This window comes from Luteimonas sp. A611 (assembly GCF_054072715.1).
Genome location: NZ_JBSVRP010000001.1, coordinates 281,211 through 297,770, shown reverse-complemented (window position 1 = coordinate 297,770; position 16,560 = coordinate 281,211). Strand labels below are relative to the sequence as shown.

Genomic DNA, 16,560 nt, shown 5'->3' with positions numbered 1-16,560 from the left:
TGTTCGGTTCCTGGTCGTCTGCCGCCGCCTGCGGCATTCGGATTTCTATGTTTGTTCGTGATCGGTGGCTGTCGACTGGTGGTCGGGACGGAGCGATCGACGCCCGCCCCGGTCACGCATCAGCAATCGCCGATCACCGATTCAATGCGCCAACGCCGACTGCAGGCGCGCCAGCTTGCCGCGCAGCGATCCGTCGATGACCACGTCGCCGGCTGCGATCACCGCGCCGCCGATCAGGTCCTCGTCGACCGCTTCCTCGATCTCGATCTCGCGGCCGAAGCGCTTGCGCAACGCCGCCCGGATGCCTTCGAGCTCCGCCGCCGGCAGCGCCGTCGCCGATGTCACCTTGGCTTTGACGATGTGCTCGGCCTCGGCGCGCTGCTCCTCGAACAGTCCCGCGATCTCCGGCAGCAGGCCCAGCCGACGATTGTCCGCCAGCAGCGCCAGGTAGTCGCCGAACACCGGTGCAACGCCGTCGGGCGCCAGCAGGCCAACCGCCTGCGCGCGCAACAGCGCCGGATGGGCGAGCAGCGCCGAGGCCTGCGGATCGACCGCCACGCGCGCGGCGAAGCCGAGTGCCTGCGACCATGCCGCAAGCGCGCCGGCGTCACGCGCGAGCATGAAGGCCGCACGTGCGTAGGGCCGGGCAAGCGTGAGGGCCTTGCTCATGGGGTCAGGCCGCCTCGTCCGTCAGCTGCATGGCCAGTTCGTCCAGCAGCGCCTTGTGGGCGCTGGCGTCGATCTCGCGGCGCAGCAGCTTCTCGGCACCGGCAACGGCCAGCGACGAGACTTGCCGGCGCAGATCCTCGCGGGCACGCGTGGTGGCCGCCTGGATCTCGCCATCGGTCGCCGCCTTCAGGCGCGCCGCTTCGACCAGCGCTTCGGCCTTGGCCGCATCGACGATCTGGTTGGCGCGCTGGTGTGCGTGCTCGATGATCTCGTTGGCCTTGGCGCGGGCCACCTTGAGTTCAGCGGCGACCTGTTCGTCGGCCTGCGCAAGATTCTTCTGCGCGTGGTCGGCAGCCGCGAGGCCTTCGGCGATCTTCTTCTGGCGCTCTTCGATTGCCGCAAGCAGCGGCGGCCAGATCTTGCTGGCAATCAGCCAGATCAGGCCTGCGAAAGCCAGTGCCTGGGCGACTAGGGTCAGATTGAGGTTCATTGATGCGCTCTGCCTGTACTCAGGGCGCCGCCGGTCGTATGACCGGGGCTACCCAAATGCCGCCAGGCGGGCCGCGAAGCCCGTCCGGAGGCGCCATCGGTTCGGAAAACCGACAGTTACGGGGCCAGGCCGCCCACCAGGAACGGGCTGGCAAAGGCGAACAGCAGGCCGACCGCCACCGAGATGATGAACGCGGCGTCGATCAGGCCGGCGGTGATGAACATGCGGACCTGCAGGACGGGGATCAGCTCGGGCTGGCGCGCGGCCGACTCGAGGAACTTGCCGGCCATGATGGCCAGGCCCAGACCGGCGCCGAGCGCGGCCAGGCCGATCATGATGCCGATGGCCAGGACGGTCGAAGCCTGGACGGAAGCGAGGGCGGTCAGTGCGGTTTCCATGGTTTTCTCCGAAACAACGAGCTTGGTAAGGGTGAAGGATTCAAGTGGGGCGAAAAGCGGAACTCTAGTGCGCGTCTTCCGACAGGCTCAGGTAGACGATCGACAGCATCATGAAGATGAAGGCCTGCAGCGGGACCACCAGCAGGTGGAAGATCATCCAGCCCAGGCCGAACACGGCGCTGCCGAGCAGGCCGAGCAGGCCGGCGCCACCGAGCACCCAGATCAGCAGGAACACGATCTCGCCGCCGAACATGTTGCCGAACAGTCGCATCGCCAGCGAAATCGGCTTGCTCACCCATTCGACGATGTTGAGGATGAGGTTGAACGGCATCATCCACTTGCCGAACGGCGCGACCAGGAACTCCTTGGTGAAGCCGCCCAGGCCCTTGGCGCGCAGCGCGAAGAACAGCATCAGGAAGAACACGCTGATCGACATGCCGAGCGTGGCGTTCACGTCGGCGGTCGGCACCGGCTTCCAGTAGGGCACGCCCAGCAGCTCGAGCGGCTTGGCGATGAAATCGGCCGGGATGAACTTGAGCATGTTCATCATCAGGATCCAGAAGAACAGGGTGATCGCGATCGGCGTCACCAGCTTGCTGGTCCCGTGGTAGGTGTCGCGCGCCTGGCGGTCGACGAACTCGAGCATCATCTCGACCAGCGCCTGCCACTTGCCGGGCACGCCGGCCGTGGCCTTGCGCGTGGCCAGCCAGAAGATGAACACCATGAACAGGCCCATCGTCACCGAGCCCACCAGCGTGTCCACGTGGATCGTGAAGAAGCCGCCACCCTCGCCGACCGGCGAGGTGAGGTTCTGCAGGTGGTGCTGGATGTAGCTGGTTGGGGTCATTTCCGACTCGCCCGCCATGTCTCGACTCATCCTGTTGATGACACTGCTCTGGATCAACGCCGCGCCAACGCCACGATCTGGGCGACCAACGCGACAAGGGTTCCCGCCAACACCGCCACCGGCGGCCAGCCGGCCCATGCCACCGCCGCCAACAGCACGGCGAACACCACCATCCACTTCACCACCACGCCAGCCAGGATCCGCAGCAGCGCGGTGGTCCCGGGGCCGACACCGCCGCCCAGCGCCAGGCGCGTGGACAGCCAGCCGCCGGCGATGATCGCGACCCCACCTGCCAGCACCCCCAGCGACCACGCCCCGCCCCGCAGCAGCAGGGCGGCGACCGCAGCCAGGGCCGTCGCGATCACCTGGGGCACCACTGCCTGCGCGAGTGCGCGCCGGTGAGCGGAGATGGGATCGCGCAAAGCCCGTGCCTCTGGTCGTCGGAGGGTCGGCCGAAAAGTGAATCGGCCCGGCAAAGCCGCAAAATTATAGCAAGGGCAGCATTTGAACGGCAACGTGTTGCAGCGCACAACCTGAAGACGGGTCCACGGTGTGCCTTTGCGGGGCCCCCGACCCACCGGATGGTGACCGGCATCCCAGGTGACGCTCCCCCGGGGAACTTGTCCGGACTGGCCGGGTCCATCCCTGCAGGCCCGTGATCACCTCGTCGATCCTCCGGGCCCCCAAGCCCCGGCCCTGCCGGGGCTTTCTAATGGGCCTTCTCCCAAGCGCGGGAGCTGGATGCAACAAGAAGAAGCGCCACGTCGGGTCTTCGGACCGACGCCACGCCCTGTCGGCCGGGGATCGCTTTCCGCTCGGTCAGGGCTTCCTGCCCTGACTCGCGCGCAAAACATCCATGTTTTGCTTTTCGCGATCCCCGGCCGCCAGGACGCGGCTCCCGCTGCTCCTGCTGCGATGTCTCGATCGCCAGCGGTGCCGAAGCCACGATAGTGACTAGCCGATGGTCGTTCCGGGCTGGGGGTTGCGGAAAGCAGCGCATGGATGCGCTGCGGCGGCGAGTCAGCCATGGATGGCTGACCGAGCCGGGGAGCAACCCCCGGCTCGGGACGACTCCCGGCCGCAGGCCTGATCCAGTCGCGTGCAACCCGGCCGAACCCTTGAATGGGAGAAGAACCTCCCATTTCCCGCTCCGCTTTAGCCTGACCTGACGGGTCCGCCGCGGCGGCCTGCGGGCACGTCCGGGGTGCGCTACTTCTTCTTGGGCAGGTACAGGTCGGTGATGGTGCCGTCGTAGACCTCGGCCGCCATTGCCACCGATTCGCTCAGGGTCGGATGCGGATGGATGGTGTGGCCGATGTCCTCGACCTCGCAGCCCATCTCGATCGCGAGCGCAGCCTCGGCGATCAGCTCGCCTGCGTGCACGCCGACAATGCCCGCGCCGATCACGCGGTGCGTGGCTTCGTCGAACACCAGCTTGGTGAAGCCTTCGGTGCGCCCCAGCCCGATCGCGCGGCCGCTGGCCGCCCACGGGAACTTGCCCACGCCAACCTTCAGCCCTTTGGCCCGGGCCTCGGTTTCGGTCACGCCGACCCAGGCGATTTCCGGATCGGTGTAGGCCACCGACGGGATCACCCGCGCCACCCACTCCTTCTTCGCGCCCGAGGCGACTTCCGCCGCCAGCTTGCCCTCGTGCGTCGCCTTGTGCGCCAGCATCGGCTGGCCAACGATGTCGCCGATGGCGAAGATGTGCGGCACGTTGGTGCGCATCTGCACGTCGACGTCGATGAAGCCGCGATCGGTGACGCGCACGCCGGCCTTGTCCGCGTCGATCCTGCCGCCGTTGGGCGCGCGACCGACCGCGACCAGCACGCGATCGAAGAGCTTGCCCTCGGGAATGTTTTCGCCGTCGAAGCTGACCTCGATGCCCTTCTTGCCGGCCTTGGCATCCACCACCCTGGTCTTGAGGTGGGTGGAGACGCCCTGCTTCTTCAGCCGGTCCGCCAGCGGCTTGACCAGGTCCTTGTCGGCGCCCGGCATCAGCTGGTCGGCCAGCTCGACCACGGTGACCTCGCTGCCGAGGCCGCGATACACCGTCGCCATCTCCAGCCCGATGATGCCGCCGCCGACCACGAGCAGCCTCTTCGGTACGTCTGCAAGGTCGAGCGCATCGGTGGAATCCATGATCCGCGGATCGTCCCAGGGGAAGCCCGGCAGCTTCAGCGCCTGCGAACCGGCGGCGATGATGCACTGCTCGAAGCGCAGCAGCTGGGTCTTGCCGTCGTCGCCGGTGATCTCCAGCTCGTTGGCCGAAACGAATTTCCCGACGCCCTGCAGCACCCGCACCTTGCGCTGCTTGGCCATGCCGGCCAGGCCCTTGGTGAGCTGGCCGACGACCTTGTCCTTGTAGCCGCGCAGGCCGTCGATGTTGATCTTCGGCTTGCCGAACTCGACGCCGAACTCGCCGGCGTGGCTGGCCTGGTCGATCACGTCGGCGGCGTGCAGCAGCGCCTTGGACGGGATGCAGCCGACGTTGAGGCAGACGCCGCCAAGCGCGGGATAGCGCTCGATCAGCACCGCGTCGAGCCCGAGGTCGGCGGCGCGGAACGCGGCCGTGTAGCCGCCCGGGCCCGCGCCCAGCACCACCACGGCGCATTCGACGTCAGCCTTGCGTCCGCTCGGCGCGGCCGCCGGCAGCGCCGGCTCGACCGGCGCGCGATGCGAGGTCGCAACCGGCGGACGGCTGCCCGGCGCCACTTTCTGGCTGCCCGGCGCCGCGGTATCGGTCTGGATCAGCGCGACCACCGCGCCTTCGGAGAGCGTGTCGCCCACCTTGACCCGGAGCTCCTTGATCACGCCGGCGTGCGAGGCCGGCACTTCCATCGTCGCCTTGTCCGATTCCAGCGTCACCAGGCCCTGGTCGCGGGCCACGGTGTCGCCCACGGCGACCAGCACCTCGATCACCGGCACGTCGTCGTAGCCGCCGATGTCGGGGACGGTGGCTTCGACCACCGCGCCGGAGCCAGAGCCGGAGCCGCCAGCGCTGCCCGCTTCATTGCTCCCTCCCCCGCTTGCGGGGGCGGGCTGGGGTGGGGGCGACGCGGCGACGGCCTTGTCCCCACCCGGCGCGCTGCGCGCGCCGACCTCCCCCGCAAGCGGGGGAGGTGCAGCTGCGGCGTCATCAACATCCAGCACCACAACCACGCTGCCTTCCGACACGTTGTCGCCGAGCTTGACCTTCAGCTCCTTCACCACGCCGGCGTGCGAGGACGGCACTTCCATCGAGGCCTTGTCCGACTCCAGCGTCACCAGGCCCTGGTCCTTCGCCACCGTGTCGCCGACCGCGACCAGCACCTCGATCACCGGCACATCGTCGTAGCCGCCGATGTCGGGCACCTTCACTTCAACCGTGTTCGCCATGCTCTGTTCCTCTGGTCGGGCGGGTCGTGGCCCGCCTCATCGCGCAATGTGGATGCCGCAGGCCGGGTCGACTGCGCCCGGCCGCGCCCGCGCCGGTGCTACAGCAGCACCCGGCGCATGTCCGCGAGCAGCTGCGCGAGGTATGCGGTGAAGCGGGCTGCGGCAGCGCCATCGATCACGCGGTGGTCGTAGCTCAGCGACAGCGGCAGGATCAGCCGCGGCTGGAACTGCGCGCCGTCCCAGACCGGCTTCATCTCCGACTTGGAGACGCCGAGGATGGCCACCTCCGGCGCGTTGACGATCGGCGTGAACGCGGTGCCGCCGATCCCGCCCAGCGAGCTGATCGAGAAACAGCCGCCGGACATCTGGGCCGGGCCGAGCTTGCCGTCACGGGCCTTCCTGGCCAGTTCGCCGGTTTCCTGCGCGATCTCGATCACGCCCTTCTTGTCGACGTCGCGGACCACCGGCACCACCAGGCCGTTGGGCGTATCGGCGGCGAAGCCGATGTGGAAATACTTCTTGAGCGTGAGCGTCTCGCCGCTGGCGTCGAGCGAGGCATTGAAGTCGGGGAACTTCTGCAGCGCGTTGGCGCTGGCCTTGATCAGGAAGGCGAGCATGGTGAGCTTGATGCCCGCCTTCTCGTTTTCCTTGTTCAGTGCGACGCGCAGCGCCTCGAGCCCGGTGACGTCGGCATCGTCGTGCTGGGTGACGTGCGGAATCATCGCCCAGTTGCGCGCGAGGTTGGCGCCGGAGATCTTCTGGATCCGCGACAGCGGCTTTTCCTCGATCTCGCCGAACTTCGAGAAGTCCACCTTCGGCCAGGCCAGCAGATTCAGGCCCGTGCCACCTCCGGCAGCCGCGCCGGGTGCAGTCTTACCGCCCGCCATCGCGCCCTTGACGTACTTCTGCACGTCTTCCTTCGTGATCCGCCCGCCCTTCTCCGACCCGGTGACCTGGAACAGGTCCACGCCCAGCTCGCGTGCGAACAGGCGCACCGCGGGACTGGCGTAGGGCACCTTGCCGGGAATCAGCGCGTCGGCATCGAACCGGACCGGCGGCTGGCCGGGCGCAGGCGCGTGGCTTGCCTGGGCGTCGATCGAGGCCTGGGCAATGCGGTCCGGACGACCGCCGACGGCAACCGGTTCGACCACCGGATCGGGCTCCTTCGCGCGCGCAGGCACCGGCACTTCGGCGGCCGGGGCGGCGGGCTTCGGCGCAGGCTGCGCAGCGTCGTCGCCAGCACTTGCGGCTTCGATCACTGCAACGACGCCTCCTTCGGAGATGGTGTCGCCGACCTTGACCTTCAGCTCCTTCACCACGCCGGCGTGGGCGGACGGCACTTCCATCGTCGCCTTGTCGGACTCCAGCGTGACCAGGCCCTGGTCCTTCGCGACCGTGTCGCCCACCGCGACCAGCACTTCGATGACGGGGACATCGTCGTAGCCGCCGATATCGGGGACGCGTGATTCTTTGAGGTCGGCCATCCGGCCCTCTCCAGGCGCAAGGGGATTCCTATTGTGGCGGCATGGCTCGCCGACCGCCAATCGCTGCGCAGTCCCGAAGTCCGGCCGGGCCTGCGGCAACGCGAGCGGCGCGCGGGAAACAGCGGCGTTTGCAGCGTGTATCGGAACTAGCGCGGTTCTGGCGCGGCCACGATACGCCTGCGCACGGTCGCTCCTGCGTCACGCCCCCGCGCATGGTTTCGCCTGCAACGTGCGCATCACCCCTCATCCGGTCGACAGCCGCCGCAGCCTCAGGCGTTCACATCCGGCCTGTGCATCGCGGCGCCTGCACCGGCAAGCGCAGCGCACGCGGCGCATGGCTGCGCGCTTCCGGTGGAATCCGGCTTCGAAGCGCATCGCGGACGCGTCGATCACCGCGATGAACAGCAGCCAGACGACGCCCGCGCGTCCACCCCGTGCAACGGCGCGTGTTCATCCCCGGCTGCCTACGGTAGGCGCCGCCCACCTCAAGGGCGCGCACTTACAACAACCACTGAGGAGTTCCCCCATGCAGTCCATGCGTCTTTACGGCCTTGCCGCCGCCATCACCGCCCTCCTGGTCGCCCCGACCGCCTTTGCGCAGGATGGCGACACCGCATCCGGCAAGCGTTTTTCCGTGGTCGGCAGCGCCACCATCCTGGAGCCCGATGCCGATCCCCTGGGCGCCGAGGTCCGCGGCGACGTCGCCCCGACCCTGAGCGCCACCTGGCACGTCAACGACAACATCGGCGTCGAGCTCTGGGGCGCGGCCGACAAGTTCAACCATCGCGTGCGCAGCGATGCCGGCAACCTCGGCACGGTCGAGTCGCAGCCGCTCGCGCTGAGCGGCCAGTACCACTTCGGCGCGGCCGACAACACCTTCCGCCCGTTCCTGGGCCTGGGCTACCACCAGACCAACATCAGCAACGAGTCGATCGGCAGCGGTGAACACGTCAGCATGACCACGCCCAAGGGCGCGATCGGCACCGCCGGCGTGGACATCAACATCAACCCGACCTGGTTCGCCCGCCTCGACGCGCGCTACCTGGACGGCGATGCGGACGTGAAGGTCGCCGGCCAGACCGTCGAGCGCGACGTCAGCTTCGACCCGTGGACCGTCGGCTTCGGTATCGGCGCCCGCTTCTGATCCCGCGAACCCTGTGACAGCACCAAGGCAACGGACCCGAAAGGGTCCGTTGTCGTTTCCGGCGTGCGGCGTTGCCGCCGCGGACGTGGCCGGGCAAACGCCCCCTCCACCACCACCGGATCGGGCAAAGTTCAGCCCCGCCGCAGCATCCCCAGCCTGCGCAGCTTGCGCCGCAGCCCCAGCGCGAACGCCAGGTGGTAGCCGAGCAGCAGCCCGCCCATCGCCCACAGGCTGGCCGGCTGCGCCAGCCATGGCCACGGAACCGGCGCAGGCATGCCTTCAAAGGCGCGATGCCAGGCCTGCCACGCCGCCAGCGCCACGCGCGCCGCGACCAGCAGCGTCAACCCAAGCACGAGCCAGGCATTGGCGGTGTAGTGCAGTTGCCCGTTGCCGGCCTCGAACCGCGCCAGCCACAGCCCCGCCGCACCGGTCACCAGCCCCGCCAGCAGGCCGGCGCCGGCGTTCCAGGCGGCGCCCTCGATCCAGATCCCGGCAAACGCCGCGCCCGCCAGCAACAGCGCCGACGACAGCATCAGCCCGGCCGCGTTGAACGTCACCCAGGCCGGCCGCGCCCGCCTGCGCGAACGGCCGGCGCGATAGCGCTGCCACAGCCCCAGCGGCCACAGCAGCAGCACCAAGGCCAGGAAGCACAGCAGCAGCGCGGGGATCAGCAGCAGGGGCATGGACGCGGCATCAGGGCGGCGGGGTCTGCGCGGTGCCGGGATCGTGCGCGGCGCCCACCACGCGCTCGCGGCGGATCAGGTACAGGCCGCTGGCAACGATGATCGCCGCGCCCAGCCAGGTCATCGCGTCGGGCAGGGTCCCCCACACGGCCAGGTCGATCAGCACCACCCAGATCAGCGCGGCATATTCGAGCGGCGCGATCTGGCTGGCCTCGCCGAAGCGGAAGGCATGGGTCAGCGCGACCTGGCCGAGCGCGCCGGTCAGCCCGATCAGCGCGATCACCCACAGGTGGCCGGCCTGCACCGGCCGCCAGTCGAAGGCCGCGATCGCACCGGCGAACACCGCCATCAGCACCAGGAACCAGAACACCATCGCCTCGGGGCTGTCGCGCAAGGCCAGCTTGCGCACGGTGACCGCGGCGACCGAATAGCAGAGCGCCGCCAGCACCACGACCAGGCCGGCGGTGGTGGCAACTCCCGCACCGGTCGGGCGCAGCACCACCAGCACGCCGGCCAGTCCGACCGCGATCGCGGCCCAGCGGCGTGGGCCGACCTTTTCGCCCAGCAGCGGCACCGCCAGCGCGGTGATCATCAGCGGCGCCACGAACACGATCGTGTACGCGGTCGAAAGCGGCATCCGCGCCAGTCCGTAGACGAAGCCGGCGATCATGACCAGACCCATCACGCCACGCAGCAGGTGCAGCGGCCAGTGCACGCGCAGCAGGGTATGGGCACGGCCGCGCGCCAGGATCCACAGCACCACCAGCGGCAGCGCCGAGATGCTGCGCAGGACCGCCACCTGGAACGGCGGATAGTCGGCAGCCAGCCACTTCATGCCCGCGTCCATGAAGGCGAACAGCACCCCGGCGGCGAGCATCCACGCCGCCGCCTTGCCTGGATGCAGGCCGGGGGACCCCGGCATCAGCCGCGCAGCGTGGCCGTGTCGATCACGAAGCGGTAGCGCACGTCGCCGCGCAGCATGCGCTCGTAGGCCTCGTTGACCTGGTCCACGGCGATCAGCTCGATGTCCGCCGCGATGCCGTGCACGGCGCAGAACTCCAGCATCTGCTGGGTCTCGGCGATGCTGCCGATCATCGAGCCGGCGATGCGGCGGCGCTTGGACACAAGCGGGAACGCCGACACCAGCGAGGGCTCGGGGATGCCCAGCAGCACCAGGGTGCCGTCGACCCTGAGCAGGCTCAGGCAGGCGTTGTAGTCGTGCGGCGCCGAGACCGTGTCGATGATCAGGTCGAACTGGCGCGCATGGCTCTTGAACGCGCGGCCATCGCCGGTGGTGGCGAAATCCTGCGCGCCCAGCGCCAGCGCATCGGCGCGCTTGGACTCGCTGGTGGACAGCACGGTGACCTCGGCGCCCATCGCCACCGCCAGCTTCACCGCCATGTGGCCCAGCCCGCCAAGTCCCATCACCGCCACCCGGTGCCCGGCGACCACGCCGAAGTGACGCAGCGGCGACCACGTGGTCACGCCCGCGCACAGCAGCGGCGCGGCGCGGTCGAGCGGGATGCCATCGGGAATGCGCAGCACGTAGTCCTGGTCGACCACGATGCGGGTGGAATAGCCGCCGTAGGTCGGCGCGCCGCTGCTGCGCTCGTGCGAGTTGTAGGTGGCGGTCATGCCTTCGTCGCAGTACTGCTCCTGGCCGCCGCGGCACTGCGGGCAGGCGCGGCAGGAGTCGATGAAACAGCCCACGCCGACCGCGTCGCCGACCTGGTACCGGTCGGCCTGCGCGCCAACCGCCGACACGCGGCCGATGATCTCGTGGCCCGGCACCATCGGGAAGATCGCGCCGCCCCACTCGTCGCGCGCCTGGTGGATATCGGTATGGCAGACGCCGCAGTAGAGGATGTCGATCTGCACGTCGCGCGGGCCGGGCGCGCGGCGCTCGATCGCGAAGGGCGCCAGCGGCGAACCGGCGGCCTGGGCAGCATAGGCGGGGATCATGGGGGTCTCGCTATCGGCGGAAACCGTGATGATGCCGCATCCGTGTGTCTTTCAGCCGGCCTCGAGCACGTGACCGAGCCCATCGGCGTCGATCTCGGCCACCGCCGCGATCAGGGCGGCCGGATCGGTATCGCGGACGAAGCCGATCCGGAAGTGCACTTCGCCGCCCGGGGTGCGCGAGGAATGGATCGACTCCAGGCTGACCCCGTGGCGCTCGAACACGTGCAGCAGGCTGCGCAGCGAGCCCGGCCGGTCCTGCGGCAGGTGCACGCTGGCGTAGCGCCTGGTCACCAGGTCGGCCAGCAGGTAGCCGACCCGTTCGTAGGCGTAGTTGCCATCGGCCAGGGCCTGTTCGCCAAACACGTCGCGACTGTGCAGGAAGCGTTCGCGGAAGCGTGCCCGCGCCGAATCGTCGCCCTGGCGCACCAGGTCGCGCAGTTCCGCCAGCTGCGCCAGCAGCCGGTCCAGCATCTCGGCCGCGTGCCGGTTGCCGAACTGGATCTCTTCGTAGATCGCCGGGTTGAGCGACAGGATCCGCGCGGCGATGGCGGCATCGAGCTCGAACGAGGCGGAGCGGAACGGCATGATCGCCTGCAGCCCGCCCAGCTCCTGCGCGTACTCGCCCAGCACGCCGGCCTGGGCCAGGTGCGAGGCGTGCACCATCGCCTGCACCAGCGCCATCATCCGGTCGTGACCCTCGGCGCTGGCCCGCACGCATTCGCCTTCCAGCGCGTCCAGCATGCCCTGCAGCCACGGCCGCCAGCGCTCCACGCGCGCCTCGCACACCACCACCACCCGGCCCTTGAGCGTCGGCGCCTTGGGCGGCGCGGTCATCGGGTGCAGCCCGGCCACTTCGGCGCGCGAGCGCAACATCGCCTCGACCGCGCCCTGCTTGATCGAGGTGACGTCCAGCCACAGGCGGCCGGCCTCGCGTCCCGCCGAGCGGCGCACGTAATCGTCGATCACCGCCGCGGTCACCCGGATCGGCGTGGCGAACAGCAGCACGTCGGCCTGTTCGACCAGCACTTCGGGCGCATCGCTGCCCGGGTCGCCGGGGTCGTGGCCCAGCACGCGCAGGCCCATGCGCCGTTCGAAGAAGCCGCGCAGCCAGCGGCCGTAGGTGCCGGCGCTGCCGACGATGGCGATGGTGGGGGATGGGGTCACGCGTCGAGGGGTGTCAGTGCCGGAAGCGCGACACGTTACGGGCTGGCAGGCGCGCGCGCATCCGTTGCTGGCGCAACCGTGGGGTAACCTAGCGTCCAGCGGCACGCAACCACGTGGTGTCATCCCGAGCGCGGCGAGGGATCTGCACCGGTCGCATGTCGAAGCAGATCCCTCGCTGCGCTCGGGATGACAACAAGGGTCATGCCCGACTCCCCAACACATTCCGGATTGCCATGCCCTCCTTCGATATCGTTTCCGAAGTCGACACCCACGAGCTGATCAACGCCGTCGACCAGGCCAACCGCGAGCTGTCCACCCGCTTCGACTTCAAGGGCGTGGAGGCGACGTTCGAGCGCGAGGACGCGGTGATCACCCAGTCCGCGCCCAGCGAGTTCCAGCTGCAGCAGATGACCGACATCCTGCGCGCGCGCCTGGTCGCGCGGAAGATCGACGCGCGCTGCCTGGAGTTTGGCGACATCGACACCAACGTCGCCGGCGCGCGCCAGAAGGTGACCGTGCGCCAGGGCATCGAGCGCGAGCTGGCCAAGAAGATCCAGGGCAAGCTCAAGGACGCCAAGCTCAAGGTCGACAGCCAGATCAACGGCGACAAGCTGCGCGTCATCGGCAAGAAGCGCGACGACCTGCAGGCCGCGATGGCGCTGCTGCGCGGCGAGGACTTCGAGCTTCCGCTGCAGTTCGACAACTTCCGTGACTGAGTCCGCGCCCGACGCCGCGCAGGTCGAGCGCGAGGTCCGCCGCTGGCTCGAGCGCGCGGTGATCGGCCTGAACCTGTGCCCCTTCGCCAAGGCGGTGTACGCCAGGGACCAGGTGCGCATCGTGGTCAGCGACGCCAGCACCGAGCGCGCCCTGCTCGAGCAACTGGGCGAGGAGCTGGCCCTGCTGCGCGACACGCCGGCCGAAGCCACCGACACCACCCTGCTGGTGCATCCGCAGGTGCTGGACGATTTCCTGGCCTACAACGAGTTCCTCGGCGATGCCGACGCGCTGGTCGAGGCGCTGAAGCTCGACGGCGTGCTGCAGGTGGCCAGCTTCCACCCCGACTACCAGTTCGCCGACAGCGCGCCGGACGACGTCGAGAACCTGACCAACCGCGCGCCGTACCCGATCCTGCACCTGCTGCGCGAGGCCAGCGTGGACCGCGCGGTGGAGGCCTACCCCGATCCGGACGCGATCATCGAACGCAACATCGCCAGCGTGCGCGCGCTGGGCTTCGAAGGCTGGCGTGCGCTGCTGGAAGACCCCGAAAACGCCGCGCCTCCCGGCACCCCGTAGGCGCGGCTTCAGCCGCGACCGCTCGCCGCACGGTCGCCAGGCGCGCCCGCTACCGGTCCGGCGTGGGTATCAGTGAACTGGCTTCTTCCAGCAGGCGCTGCGCGTCGGCCAGCGACGCGACGATGCGGTGGCCCAGCGCGCGCACGGCATCGTCGGGCTCGACCATGTCCGGCACCTGCACCGGGATCATCCCTGCCGCCAGCGCGGCACGCACGCCGGTGGGCGAGTCCTCGAGCACGAGACAGCGCGCGGGATCGACCTCAAGTTGGGCTGCCGCCAGAAGGTAGACATCCGGCGCCGGCTTGGGCCGGGCGACGTCGCTGCTGGTGCAGATCGCGTGGAAGCGGTCGAGCAGGCCGGCCCGTCGCAGCTTGCGCAGGGCCAGCGGCCGCGCGGTGGAGGTCGCGACCGCGCGCGGCACGTCGCGCTGCTCCAGCCAGTCCAGCAGCTCCACGATGCCCGGGCGATGCGGCATGCCGGCATCGACCACCACGTCGTACAGCGTGTCGGCATGCGCGAGCATCGCGTCGGCCGCAGCGGCGCCCAGTCGCTGCCTCAGGATTTCCCGGCACGCCGCCTCGCCGGTGCCCACCAGCCCTAGCCACAGTGACTGCGGAAGAACGTGCCCGGCCTCGGCTGCGGCGCGCGCCATGCAGTCGGTGATCGCGCGCTCGCTGTCGAGCATCAGCCCGTCCATGTCGAACACCACCGCGTCGGGCCAGAACGGCAGCGGTTCGACCGCGCTCACGATGCCTGCGTGCCGAACAGCCGCGCGAGGTCGACGGCATCGAGCAATCGCCACTTTCCTTCCGCCAGATCGCCAAGCTCCAGCCCGCCGACGCGCGAGCGGTGCAGCGCGTCGACGTGGTTGCCCACCGCCGCGAACATGCGCCGCACCTGGTGGTAGCGACCCTCGGTGATCGTCAGCCGTGCGTGGCTGGCGTCGACGACCTCAAGCATGGCCGGCCGCAGCGGCGTCTTTTCCCCCTCCAGCATCAGCGTGCCACTGGCGAACAGCGCCGCCTCGTCGCCGCGCAGCGGCGCGGCCAGCCTGGCCTCGTAGGTCTTGGCCAGGTTCGACTTCGGCGAAATGATCCGGTGCAGCAGCTTGCCGTCGTCGGTCATCAGCAGCAGGCCGCTGGTGTCGCGGTCGAGCCGGCCGACGGTGGAGAGCGTCGGGTCGCGCAGGCGCAAGCGCGGCGGCAGCAGGTCATAGACCAGGCGGCCGGGGCCCTTCGCCGAGCAGGTGCAGCCGACCGGCTTGTGCAGCATCAGCACCATGCCCGGGGCAGGATCGAGCGGCTCGCCGTCGATGCGGACGCTGTCGTGCGGGACCCGGTCGTCGGCGTACAGCACCTCGCCGGCGGGGTCGGTGACGCGCCCCTCTCCGAACATCCACTGCACCTCGCGGCGACTGCCGTAGCCGAGGTTGGCAAGGTACCGGAGCAGCTTCACCGCGCTTGTGCTCATCGCCCCCTCACCGCCGTGATCACCTTGAAGCCGCCTTCCTGCGCGACCTCGCGGGCTTGCGTGAACCGGGACGCGAGGATCTCCTCGTAGGGCAGCTGCCGGTTGGCCACCAGCCACAGCGCGCCGCCGGGCCGCAGGGCGTCGGCGGCCGCGTCGATGAAGGCCCGGCCGATCGAGGGCCGCGGCTCGCCGCGCAGGGCATGGAACGGTGGATTGCTGACCACGAAGTCGTAGCGGTGCGGCAGTCCGGCGGTGACGTCGCGCCACAGGTAGTCCAGCGCGACACGCGGCGCATGCGCGGCCAGGTTGGCCTTCGCGCAGTCCAGCGCACGCAGCTCGGCCTCGATCACGTCGAGCGCGGTCACGCCCGGGCAGCGCTCGAGCACCTGTGCCGACAGGTAGCCCCAGCCGGCACCCAGGTCGGCACCGTGGCCGGCAAGCGTCGGCGGCAGGTGCCGCGCCAACAGGGCCGATGCCCGATCGACCCGGTCCCAGGCGAAGACGCCCGGACGGCTGAGATGGGGGCCGCCCAGAATCGGCCGCGGCGCGTCCAGCCCACGCCAGGCAGCGGCCAGTGCGGAATCGGCCCGGTCGACCTTCGCCCAGAACACCCGGCATTTGTGCTTGCTCTGCACCGAGGCGCTGCCCAGCAGGGCCTCGAAGTCGGCCTGGCCCGAGCGGGCGCCGGCATCGTTGGGCATAGCCGCGACGATGCTGCCGCCGGGCGCGGTGCGGGCCAGCGCGTGGGCCAGCAGCGCGCGTGCCTCCTCGCGCTGGCGCGGGGGCAGCAGCAGGACCAGGGGGAAGCTGTCCTCTCCCGCCGCCCTGGTGGGAAAGCCCGCGCGCTCCAGCGCGTCGTGTTCGGGCCGGAACGACTGCTCGCACACCAGGCTGCGCGGCGCATGCGCATGCAGGGCCGGCCCGCTACGGGCACGCAGGAACAGCGCGCCGTCCCCGGGCCAGGGCAACAGTCCGCCGGCAAAGGGCAGCATCAGGGCATCGAGGGCGGGATCGGTCATTGCGGTCAGGGTGCGGGACGGGGCACGATTCTAGCGGGCCGACCGCAGGGCAAGCGGGAACGCCCGCCACACGCGGTCTTGACCGCACGGGAACATCCCTGCCCGCAGTCTGCGGGCAGGCACATGACAGGAGGAGGCGCCATGCGTGCACTGTTCGTTGGCGGGGTTATCGACAATGGCGAGCTCGACATCGACGGCAGCGAGCCGCCGATGCATTACCCGCCCGAGACCGGCAGTGGCCAGTCCCGCTACCGGCTGCAGGCAGTGGGACGCAACGATGCGGGCGTGGCGTGCGCGGTCTACGGCGCGCCGGATTTTGATCGTGCCGAGGTGATGCGGGTCAGCGAGGAACGCGACTACGCGCGACGCTTCGAGGTGGAATTGCAGACCGTGGACTGAAGGCGGGACAGCCCCCGCGCGGCTGACTGCCGCCGCCATTTGGGCTAACGCTTACAAGAACTGTCATTTCGAGCGTAGCGAGAAATCTTATGATCTTGATTTTTCAGAGATTGACCAGCTTCGCCGTTGTAAAGCGCTTCTCACTGCGTTCGAAATGACA

17 protein-coding genes and 1 pseudogene are annotated in these 16,560 nt (G+C 69.6%); 4 read left to right on the top strand and 14 right to left on the bottom strand.

Annotation, left to right across the window (positions count from 1 at the left end; genetic code table 11):
- Nucleotides 1–141: 141 nt before the first annotated feature.
- From ACW5EG_RS01325 to aceF, 7 genes and pseudogenes are all read right to left on the bottom strand, one after another.
- On the bottom strand, nucleotides 142–669 hold the full coding sequence (locus tag ACW5EG_RS01325; RefSeq protein ID WP_457020648.1) for a F0F1 ATP synthase subunit delta: 528 nt from the start codon (nucleotides 667–669) through the stop codon (nucleotides 142–144).
- Between the two features lie 4 nt (nucleotides 670–673).
- Nucleotides 674–1,159 (bottom strand): F0F1 ATP synthase subunit B, encoded by a 486-nt coding sequence (locus ACW5EG_RS01320; protein WP_457016835.1) that lies wholly within the window; start codon nucleotides 1,157–1,159, stop codon nucleotides 674–676.
- 116 nt (nucleotides 1,160–1,275) lie between these two features.
- Nucleotides 1,276–1,557 carry a F0F1 ATP synthase subunit C gene (gene atpE / locus ACW5EG_RS01315; protein ID WP_013534007.1) on the bottom strand — a complete coding sequence of 94 codons (282 nt, stop codon included), beginning with the start codon at nucleotides 1,555–1,557 and terminating at the stop codon, nucleotides 1,276–1,278.
- A gap of 64 nt (nucleotides 1,558–1,621) precedes the next feature.
- A complete protein-coding gene (atpB, locus tag ACW5EG_RS01310) occupies nucleotides 1,622–2,422 on the bottom strand; it encodes a F0F1 ATP synthase subunit A (protein WP_457018370.1) in 801 nt (266 codons plus the stop codon).
- Between the two features lie 35 nt (nucleotides 2,423–2,457).
- Entirely contained in the window at nucleotides 2,458–2,769 is a 312-nt protein-coding gene (locus ACW5EG_RS01305; protein WP_457016833.1) for a hypothetical protein, read from the bottom strand.
- A gap of 844 nt (nucleotides 2,770–3,613) precedes the next feature.
- Nucleotides 3,614–5,782 (bottom strand): dihydrolipoyl dehydrogenase, encoded by a 2,169-nt coding sequence (gene lpdA / locus ACW5EG_RS01300; RefSeq protein ID WP_457020647.1) that lies wholly within the window; start codon nucleotides 5,780–5,782, stop codon nucleotides 3,614–3,616.
- A gap of 98 nt (nucleotides 5,783–5,880) precedes the next feature.
- Nucleotides 5,881–7,419, bottom strand: a pseudogene (gene aceF, locus ACW5EG_RS01295) (dihydrolipoyllysine-residue acetyltransferase); the annotation flags it as partial.
- A 373-nt stretch (nucleotides 7,420–7,792) separates the two neighbouring features.
- Between aceF and ACW5EG_RS01290 the strand changes: the two are divergent.
- Nucleotides 7,793–8,410: an OmpW/AlkL family protein gene (locus ACW5EG_RS01290; protein ID WP_457016830.1), complete on the top strand. Its 618-nt coding sequence runs from the start codon at nucleotides 7,793–7,795 to the stop codon at nucleotides 8,408–8,410.
- Between the two features lie 131 nt (nucleotides 8,411–8,541).
- On the opposite strand, the gene ACW5EG_RS01285 is transcribed toward ACW5EG_RS01290, so the two are convergent.
- The 4 genes from ACW5EG_RS01285 to ACW5EG_RS01270 are packed head-to-tail and all read right to left on the bottom strand — an operon-like array spanning nucleotide 8,542 to nucleotide 12,219.
- Nucleotides 8,542–9,093: a DUF1453 domain-containing protein gene (locus ACW5EG_RS01285; protein ID WP_457016829.1), complete on the bottom strand. Its 552-nt coding sequence runs from the start codon at nucleotides 9,091–9,093 to the stop codon at nucleotides 8,542–8,544.
- Between the two features lie 10 nt (nucleotides 9,094–9,103).
- Nucleotides 9,104–10,015: a DMT family transporter gene (locus ACW5EG_RS01280; RefSeq protein ID WP_457016827.1), complete on the bottom strand. Its 912-nt coding sequence runs from the start codon at nucleotides 10,013–10,015 to the stop codon at nucleotides 9,104–9,106.
- Nucleotides 10,015–11,055, bottom strand: a complete 1,041-nt coding sequence (locus ACW5EG_RS01275; RefSeq protein WP_457016826.1) for an NAD(P)-dependent alcohol dehydrogenase — start codon at nucleotides 11,053–11,055, stop codon at nucleotides 10,015–10,017. Before ACW5EG_RS01275 ends, ACW5EG_RS01280 begins: the two co-directional genes overlap by 1 nt.
- Before the next feature lie 51 nt (nucleotides 11,056–11,106).
- Nucleotides 11,107–12,219 carry a prephenate dehydrogenase gene (locus ACW5EG_RS01270; protein WP_457020646.1) on the bottom strand — a complete coding sequence of 371 codons (1,113 nt, stop codon included), beginning with the start codon at nucleotides 12,217–12,219 and terminating at the stop codon, nucleotides 11,107–11,109.
- Between the two features lie 233 nt (nucleotides 12,220–12,452).
- Here ACW5EG_RS01270 and ACW5EG_RS01265 point away from each other — a divergent pair, with 233 nt between their 5' ends.
- Together ACW5EG_RS01265 and ACW5EG_RS01260 are read left to right on the top strand one after the other, a co-directional pair.
- Nucleotides 12,453–12,935: a YajQ family cyclic di-GMP-binding protein gene (locus tag ACW5EG_RS01265; RefSeq protein ID WP_457020645.1), complete on the top strand. Its 483-nt coding sequence runs from the start codon at nucleotides 12,453–12,455 to the stop codon at nucleotides 12,933–12,935.
- On the top strand, nucleotides 12,928–13,512 hold the full coding sequence (locus ACW5EG_RS01260; protein WP_457020644.1) for a DUF1415 domain-containing protein: 585 nt from the start codon (nucleotides 12,928–12,930) through the stop codon (nucleotides 13,510–13,512). Before ACW5EG_RS01265 ends, ACW5EG_RS01260 begins: the two co-directional genes overlap by 8 nt.
- Nucleotides 13,513–13,561: 49 nt before the next feature.
- On the opposite strand, the gene ACW5EG_RS01255 is transcribed toward ACW5EG_RS01260, so the two are convergent.
- Genes ACW5EG_RS01255 through ACW5EG_RS01245 form a run of 3 tightly spaced genes read right to left on the bottom strand, consistent with a single transcriptional unit; the run spans nucleotide 13,562 to nucleotide 16,010 of the window.
- The gene (locus ACW5EG_RS01255; protein ID WP_457016821.1) at nucleotides 13,562–14,260 is read right to left on the bottom strand and encodes an HAD family hydrolase; all 699 of its coding nucleotides are present in this window, start codon (nucleotides 14,258–14,260) and stop codon (nucleotides 13,562–13,564) included.
- Nucleotides 14,257–14,967 carry a pseudouridine synthase gene (locus ACW5EG_RS01250; protein WP_457021382.1) on the bottom strand — a complete coding sequence of 237 codons (711 nt, stop codon included), beginning with the start codon at nucleotides 14,965–14,967 and terminating at the stop codon, nucleotides 14,257–14,259. The genes ACW5EG_RS01255 and ACW5EG_RS01250 overlap by 4 nt, the downstream gene beginning before the upstream one ends.
- An 11-nt stretch (nucleotides 14,968–14,978) precedes the next feature.
- The gene (locus tag ACW5EG_RS01245) at nucleotides 14,979–16,010 is read right to left on the bottom strand and encodes a class I SAM-dependent methyltransferase (RefSeq protein WP_457021381.1); all 1,032 of its coding nucleotides are present in this window, start codon (nucleotides 16,008–16,010) and stop codon (nucleotides 14,979–14,981) included.
- A 132-nt stretch (nucleotides 16,011–16,142) separates the two neighbouring features.
- Between ACW5EG_RS01245 and ACW5EG_RS01240 the strand changes: the two genes are divergently transcribed.
- Nucleotides 16,143–16,400, top strand: coding sequence for a hypothetical protein (locus tag ACW5EG_RS01240; RefSeq protein ID WP_457016819.1), 258 nt, complete (start codon nucleotides 16,143–16,145; stop codon nucleotides 16,398–16,400).
- The last annotated feature ends 160 nt before the right edge of the window (nucleotides 16,401–16,560 follow it).

Excerpts from the sequence above, each read along its gene's own strand:
- ACW5EG_RS01325 (WP_457020648.1), bottom strand. The coding sequence starts at position 669 with ATGAGCAAGGCCCTCACGCTTGCCCGGCCCTACGCACGTGCGGCCTTC.
- ACW5EG_RS01320 (WP_457016835.1), bottom strand. The coding sequence starts at position 1,159 with ATGAACCTCAATCTGACCCTAGTCGCCCAGGCACTGGCTTTCGCAGGC.
- atpE (WP_013534007.1), bottom strand. The coding sequence starts at position 1,557 with ATGGAAACCGCACTGACCGCCCTCGCTTCCGTCCAGGCTTCGACCGTC.
- atpB (WP_457018370.1), bottom strand. The coding sequence starts at position 2,422 with ATGGCGGGCGAGTCGGAAATGACCCCAACCAGCTACATCCAGCACCAC.
- lpdA (WP_457020647.1), bottom strand. The coding sequence starts at position 5,782 with ATGGCGAACACGGTTGAAGTGAAGGTGCCCGACATCGGCGGCTACGAC.
- ACW5EG_RS01290 (WP_457016830.1), top strand. The coding sequence starts at position 7,793 with ATGCAGTCCATGCGTCTTTACGGCCTTGCCGCCGCCATCACCGCCCTC.
- ACW5EG_RS01285 (WP_457016829.1), bottom strand. The coding sequence starts at position 9,093 with ATGCCCCTGCTGCTGATCCCCGCGCTGCTGCTGTGCTTCCTGGCCTTG.
- ACW5EG_RS01280 (WP_457016827.1), bottom strand. The coding sequence starts at position 10,015 with ATGCCGGGGTCCCCCGGCCTGCATCCAGGCAAGGCGGCGGCGTGGATG.
- ACW5EG_RS01275 (WP_457016826.1), bottom strand. The coding sequence starts at position 11,055 with ATGATCCCCGCCTATGCTGCCCAGGCCGCCGGTTCGCCGCTGGCGCCC.
- ACW5EG_RS01265 (WP_457020645.1), top strand. The coding sequence starts at position 12,453 with ATGCCCTCCTTCGATATCGTTTCCGAAGTCGACACCCACGAGCTGATC.
- ACW5EG_RS01240 (WP_457016819.1), top strand. The coding sequence starts at position 16,143 with ATGCGTGCACTGTTCGTTGGCGGGGTTATCGACAATGGCGAGCTCGAC.